The organism is Pseudomonas sp. FFUP_PS_473 (genome assembly GCF_002858665.1).
In the GTDB taxonomy this organism is placed as follows: Bacteria; Pseudomonadota; Gammaproteobacteria; order Pseudomonadales; family Pseudomonadaceae; genus Aquipseudomonas; species Aquipseudomonas defluvii.
Genome location: NZ_PJQQ01000003.1, coordinates 218,123 through 224,735, shown reverse-complemented (window position 1 = coordinate 224,735; position 6,613 = coordinate 218,123). Strand labels below are relative to the sequence as shown.

The window sequence follows — 6,613 nt, the reverse complement described above, 5'->3', positions numbered from 1 at the left end:
GCCTGCTCCAACAGAGTCCGCGCTAGCTGTGGGAGCGGGTCTTGCCCGCGATGCAGGCGCCGCGATCTCACGGGCACCGCACCGAGGCCATGCATCCGACCTTACGCCCACGCGTTCCTGGGTGTTATTTGAAGCGCCGCTCTACGCCTTTTTCCACCAGGATCTTCGCGGAGATCTCTTCCACCGAGAAGTGGGTGGAGTTGATGTGCGGAATGTTCTCGCGGCGGAACAGGTTTTCCACTTCACGCACTTCGAATTCGCACTGGGCAAAGCTGGCATAGCGACTGTTGGGCTTGCGCTCGTGGCGGATCGCGGTGAGGCGGTCCGGGTCGATGGTCAGGCCGAACAGCTTGTGCTGGTGTTTTTTCAGCGCCGTGGGCAACTGCAGGCGTTCCATGTCGTCTTCGGTCAGCGGGTAGTTGGCTGCGCGGATGCCGAATTGCATGGCCATGTACAGGCAGGTCGGGGTCTTGCCGCAACGGGATACACCCACCAGAATCAAGTCGGCCTTGTCGTAGTAGTGCGTGCGCGCGCCGTCGTCGTTGTCCAGCGCGAAGTTCACCGCCTCGATACGCTCCATGTAGTTGGAGTTGCCACCGATCGAATGGGATTTGCCCACTGAGTAGGAAGAGTGCGCGGTCAGCTCTTGTTCCAGAGGGGAGAGGAAGGTTGAAAAAATATCGATCATGAAGCCATTGGAGGTCGCCAGCACCTCGCGAATGTCCTGATTGACGATGGTATCGAAGATGATCGGACGCGCCCCGTCGCGTTCTGCGGCAGCATTGATTTGCTGTACCATGGTGTGCGCTTTTTCCACGCTATCAATGTACGGTCGCGTGAATTTATTGAAGGGAATGTTCTCGAACTGCGCTAGTAGGCTTTGTCCCAGGGTCTCGGCGGTGATGCCGGTGCCATCGGAAATAAAGAAAGCAGATCGTTTCATTTGCGCCATGGGCCTTAAGCTGGTGACGAATCTTGGATATGATAGGTTCGGTTTGCCGAACAACCCTTGTCGGCATTCTCACTTATTTTCCAGGTCCAGGCCACAAGCGCCCGGCACGTTCCTAGCGAAATCGCCGGCGTCCTGAGCTTTTCCAATACAGTTAGTGGAGAGATCACCTTGGTAGAGTACGTAGTTTCCCTCGATAAGCTCGGCGTCCATGATGTGGAGCATGTGGGGGGCAAGAACGCATCCCTCGGCGAGATGATCAGTAACCTTGCCGGCGCCGGTGTATCGGTTCCTGGCGGCTTTGCCACTACGGCTCAGGCATACCGTGATTTTCTTGAGCAGAGTGGCCTGAACGAGCGTATCCACGCCGCACTCGACGCGCTGGACGTGGACGACGTCAACGCCCTGGTAAAAACCGGTGCGCAGATTCGTCAGTGGGTGATGGACGCAGAGTTCCCGGCGCGTCTGGATGCCGAAATCCGCACCGCTTTTGCTGAAATGTCCCAAGGCAACCCGAACATGGCCGTCGCCGTGCGTTCCTCGGCCACTGCCGAAGACTTGCCAGACGCCTCGTTCGCGGGTCAGCAGGAGACTTTCCTGAATATCCGTGGCGTGGACAACGTGATCCGCGCCGCCAAGGAGGTATTTGCCTCCCTGTTCAACGACCGTGCCATTGCTTACCGTGTGCACCAGGGCTTCGACCACAAGCTGGTCGCCTTGTCGGCCGGCGTGCAGCGCATGGTCCGCTCCGAAACCGGTACCGCCGGTGTGATGTTCACCCTCGACACCGAGTCGGGCTTCCGTGACGTGGTCTTCATCACTGGCGCCTACGGCCTGGGCGAGACCGTGGTGCAAGGCGCGGTGAACCCGGACGAGTTTTACGTCCACAAGAACACCCTGCAGGCAGGCCGTCCGGCCATCCTGCGCCGCAACCTGGGCAGCAAGGCAATCAAGATGATCTACGGCGACGAGGCCAAGGCCGGTCGTTCGGTCAAGGTCGTCGATGTTGATCGTGCCGACCGCGCCCGTTTCTGCCTCAGCGATGCCGAAGTCACCGAGCTGGCCAAGCAGGCCATGATCATCGAGCAGCACTACCAGCGCCCGATGGACATCGAGTGGGCCAAGGACGGTGATGACGGCAAGCTGTACATCGTTCAGGCCCGTCCTGAAACGGTGAAGAGCCGTTCCAGTGCCAATGTCATGGAACGCTACCTGCTCAAGGAAACCGGCAAAGTGCTGGTGGAAGGCCGTGCCATCGGTCAGCGCATCGGCGCTGGCAAGGTGCGCGTGATCCACGATATCGCCGAAATGGACAAGGTCCAGCCAGGCGACGTGCTGGTATCGGACATGACCGACCCGGACTGGGAACCGATCATGAAGCGCGCCAGCGCGATCGTTACCAACCGGGGTGGCCGTACGTGCCACGCCGCGATCATTGCGCGTGAGCTGGGCATTCCTGCTGTCGTAGGTTGTGGTAACGCCACCCAGGTGCTCAAAGACGGCCAGGGCGTGACGGTTTCCTGCGCCGAGGGCGACACCGGTTTCATCTTCGAAGGTGAGCTGGGCTTCGATGTGCGTCAGAACTCGGTCGACGCCATGCCTGACCTGCCGTTCAAGATCATGATGAACGTCGGTAACCCTGATCGTGCATTCGACTTCGCCCAGTTGCCCAACGCCGGTGTCGGCCTGGCGCGCCTGGAGTTCATCATCAACCGCATGATCGGCGTGCACCCGAAAGCACTGCTGAACTACGCCGGTTTGCCGCAAGAGCTGAAAGACAGCGTCGACAAGCGCATCGCCGGCTACGATGACCCCGTGGGCTTCTACGTCGAGAAACTGGTCGAAGGCATCAGCACCCTGGCAGCAGCGTTCTGGCCGAAGAAGGTGATCGTGCGCCTGTCGGACTTCAAGTCCAACGAATACGCCAACCTGATCGGCGGCAAGCTCTACGAGCCGGAAGAAGAAAACCCGATGCTGGGCTTCCGTGGCGCCTCGCGTTACATCAGCGAGTCGTTCCGCGACTGCTTCGAGCTCGAGTGCCGTGCGCTCAAGCGTGTGCGCAACGAAATGGGCCTGACCAACGTCGAGATCATGGTACCGTTCGTCCGCACCCTTGGCGAAGCCAGCCAGGTGGTCGACCTGTTGGCCGAAAACGGCCTGGGCCGTGGCGTGAACGGTCTGCGCGTGATCATGATGTGCGAACTGCCATCCAACGCCATCCTGGCCGATGAGTTCCTGGAGTACTTCGATGGTTTCTCCATCGGCTCCAACGACCTGACCCAGCTGACCCTGGGCCTGGACCGTGACTCCGGGATCATCGCCCACCTGTTCGATGAGCGTAACCCTGCGGTCAAGAAGCTGTTGGCCAATGCCATCCAGGCGTGCAACAAGGCCGGCAAGTACATCGGTATCTGTGGCCAAGGCCCATCCGACCATCCGGACCTGGCCAAATGGCTGATGGAACAGGGGATCGAGAGCGTCTCGCTGAACCCTGACTCCGTGCTTGAGACCTGGTTCTTCCTGGCCGAGGGGCAAGGCGCAGCAAACTGATGCGCTGAAATGAAGCGCTCGATCGCCGGAGTTTGGTGTTCGAGCGCTTCCACCGAATTTTTCAGGGCGTGTTCCAGTGATGGTGCTCGCCCTTTTTTGTGCAAGAGATCTATGCAAAGCAGCAGTAGCCTTTTCCCCGTGGCCTTGCTCAGTGCCGAGCGCCGGGGAGACCTGAGCGAAGATGTCTACCGCCTCAAGGCTGGCAACAGCCCTGACCGCACGGTAGAACTGGCGGTGACACGACTGGGCCTGGCTGATCAGGAGCAGGTTCGTGGTGTGCCGGTGATTCTTCTGCACGGCAGTTTTTCCAACCGGCGTTTTTGGTACTCGCCGCGGGGTATCGGCCTGGGTGCCCATCTGGCTCGGGCCGGTTTCGATGTCTGGATGCCAGAAATGCGTGGGCATGGCCTGTCGCCGCGTAACCGCGAGTACCGGCAAAACCGCGTGGCCGACTATGCTCGCTATGACCTGCCGGCGATTGCCGCGTTTGTGCGTGAGCAGGCGGGTCAGGTGCCGCATTGGCTGGGGCACTCCTTGGGAGGGACGACCCTGGCGGCGGCACTGGGGGGCAGTTGGCTGGGCGCTGAAGAGGTGGCCAGCGCGGCATTCTTTGGCACGCAGGTCAGTCGCATTTACTGGCCGCTGAAGATTCCACCGGTGGAATGGACCTCTCGGCTATTGCTCAAGCGCTTTGTGCATTTGTCCGGTGCCAGGCTGGGGCGTGGCCCTGAGGACGAACCGATCGGCCTGGCGCTGGAAAGCATGCGCTGGCATGGGCTGTTCGGCCGCTTCGGTGACAAGAAGCAGGACTGGTGGGCCGGCCTTGCCGATGTTCAGGTGCCCATACTGGCGGTGGCAGGGGCAGGGGATCACCAGGACCCCGTCTGGGCCTGTCGCAAGCTGTTCGAGCAAATGGGCAGTGAGCACAAGCAGTTCGTACGGCTGGGCGCGGAGGAGGGTTTTGACAACTTCGGGCATGTCGACATGCTGGTGAGCAAACCGGCTCAAGTGCAAGTCTGGCCAATGGTCGAGCGTTGGTTGCGCGATCCGCTGCTGCCGCTGGACAGTCGCGAACAGAACATTTCTTCAGAGCCTGGTTACGGCTAATATGTGACGATTGTCGTCGTTTCGGTCACTTTGTGTTTGAGTTAGGGTTATGTTTGTTGCACTAGAGCGTCTGATCAATCTGCAGGAGGGCTACCGCAAGACCTTTCAGGTGAGTGGTCAGCAGCTGTTGCTGCTGGTGGTCGACAATCAGCCGTTGTTGATTGAGAACCGCTGCCCGCATCAGGGCGCGCCCCTGCACAGTGCGACCCTGGAAGGGAATGTGTTGCGCTGCCAGCGACACGGCATTGAATTTCGTTTGCCGTGTGGGCAGCCGGTACAGCAGGCTGCCTGCACCAGTTTGAAGGTGTTCAGCCTCGCCTATGAGGGTGACCGAATCGGCATCGACGTGTAGCCTTGGCCTAAAGCCGGATCGCCATGTCTCGTCAACCGCAAGAAACTGTGAGTTCCGACATCCATTGTCTTGGCAAGTGACAGGAGTTTCCCATGCATTACCTTACGCCCGATTTGTGCGACGCCTACCCTGAGCTGGTGCAGGTGCTGGAGCCGATGTTCAGTAACTTCGGTGGTCGTGATTCCTTTGGTGGCGAGATCGTCACCATCAAGTGTTTCGAGGACAACTCCCTGGTCAAGTCGCAGGCCGACCTTGATGGCAAGGGCAAAGTACTGGTGGTTGATGGTGGCGGCTCCCTGCGTTGTGCCCTGCTGGGGGACATGATCGCGGAAAAGGCAGCTAAAAACGGCTGGGAAGGCCTGGTGATTTATGGCTGCATCCGTGATGTCGATGCCATTGCCCAGACCAATATCGGCGTTCAGGCCCTGGCCAGCCACCCGAAGAAGACCGACAAGCGCGGCATTGGCGACCTCAATGTGGTCGTGACGTTTGCTGGTGTGACCTTCCGTCCAGGTGAATACATCTACGCCGACAACAACGGTGTGATCGTTTCGCCAAGCCCGTTGAAAATGCCTGAGTAAGTTCTGAAGCTGGTCTGTGGGGTGGGGATGTTCGAGGAAGAAAACGCGCAATGGGGGCTGGTGCATGCCCTGGTGCTGGATGGAAAAGGCGGTGCGCGTTCGATTGCCCGGACTGAGCTGGATGATCTTCAACTGCAGTCCGAGCAAAGCCTCTGGTTGCACTGGGATCGCAGTCACCCGCAGACCCAGACCTGGCTACGTCGCGACAGCGGCTTGAACGAGTTCGCCTGTGACCTGTTGCTTGAGGAAAACACGCGGCCTCGTTTGCTGCCGCTGCCCGACGCACAGATGCTGTTGTTTCTTCGTGGCGTCAATCTCAACCCGGGTGCCGAGCCGGAAGATATGGTCTCGGTACGCATTTTTGCCGAGGCGCAGCGGGTTATTTCCCTGCGTCTGCGGCCGCTGCGCGCGTCCGATGAAGTGTTGCAGCAGTTGGCAGAGGGCCGCGGCCCGAAATCGGCATCGGAACTGCTGTTGGCGCTAGCCCAGTTGCTGACCGAAAAGGTTCAGGCGCTGGTCAGTGATCTATCCGAAGAGGTGGACGGCGAGGAAGAGAAGCTGGAAACCGACGAACGGTATGCGCCTGAGCATGGCAGCATGCTGCAGATGCGTCGTCGTGCTGCCGGGCTACGCCGTTTCCTGGCGCCGCAGCGGGAAATCTACGCGCAACTGGCCCGTAACAAGGTACCGTGGTTCGCCGAAGAAGACGCCGATTACTGGAACGAACTGAACAACAGCCTGATTCGTTACCTCGAAGAGCTGGAGCTGACCCGTGAGCGTGTCGCGCTGGTGCTGGAGAACGAAGACCGGCGTTTGAGCCAGCGGATGAACAGAACCATGTACCGCTTCGGTATCATTACCTGTATTTTCCTGCCCATGAGCTTTCTGACAGGCCTGTTGGGGATCAATGTTGGCGGTATTCCGGGTTCCGAAAGCCCCTACGGCTTTCTGTTCGCCAGTGTCCTGCTGATCGCGTTGGCCCTGGGGCAGTGGTGGTTGTTTCGTCGCTTGCGTTGGGTCTGAGGCGTCACATGATGATGCAGGTGCCCGGTGTGGCCCATGTGACCGATGCCA

At 59.7% G+C, this 6,613-nt stretch carries 6 protein-coding genes; 5 read left to right on the top strand and 1 reads right to left on the bottom strand.

Annotated features, from left to right (window positions below):
* Positions 1–124: 124 nt before the first annotated feature.
* Positions 125–943, bottom strand: coding sequence for a pyruvate, water dikinase regulatory protein (locus CYD26_RS03550; protein WP_065758614.1), 819 nt, complete (start codon positions 941–943; stop codon positions 125–127).
* A gap of 177 nt (positions 944–1,120) precedes the next feature.
* On the opposite strand from CYD26_RS03550, the gene ppsA reads away from it, so the two are divergent.
* The 5 genes from ppsA to CYD26_RS03525 all read left to right on the top strand — a co-directional run bounded on the left by ppsA (position 1,121) and on the right by CYD26_RS03525 (position 6,562).
* The gene (gene ppsA / locus CYD26_RS03545; protein ID WP_065758602.1) at positions 1,121–3,499 is read left to right on the top strand and encodes a phosphoenolpyruvate synthase; all 2,379 of its coding nucleotides are present in this window, start codon (positions 1,121–1,123) and stop codon (positions 3,497–3,499) included.
* Between the two features lie 111 nt (positions 3,500–3,610).
* Positions 3,611–4,606 carry an alpha/beta fold hydrolase gene (locus tag CYD26_RS03540; RefSeq protein WP_099775425.1) on the top strand — a complete coding sequence of 332 codons (996 nt, stop codon included), beginning with the start codon at positions 3,611–3,613 and terminating at the stop codon, positions 4,604–4,606.
* A gap of 49 nt (positions 4,607–4,655) precedes the next feature.
* Positions 4,656–4,958 (top strand): Rieske (2Fe-2S) protein, encoded by a 303-nt coding sequence (locus CYD26_RS03535; protein WP_099775424.1) that lies wholly within the window; start codon positions 4,656–4,658, stop codon positions 4,956–4,958.
* 92 nt (positions 4,959–5,050) lie between these two features.
* Complete coding sequence (gene rraA, locus CYD26_RS03530; protein ID WP_065758605.1) at positions 5,051–5,539, top strand: ribonuclease E activity regulator RraA; 489 nt, start codon at positions 5,051–5,053, stop codon at positions 5,537–5,539.
* 27 nt (positions 5,540–5,566) lie between these two features.
* Positions 5,567–6,562 (top strand): zinc transporter ZntB, encoded by a 996-nt coding sequence (locus CYD26_RS03525; RefSeq protein WP_065758606.1) that lies wholly within the window; start codon positions 5,567–5,569, stop codon positions 6,560–6,562.
* The last annotated feature ends 51 nt before the right edge of the window (positions 6,563–6,613 follow it).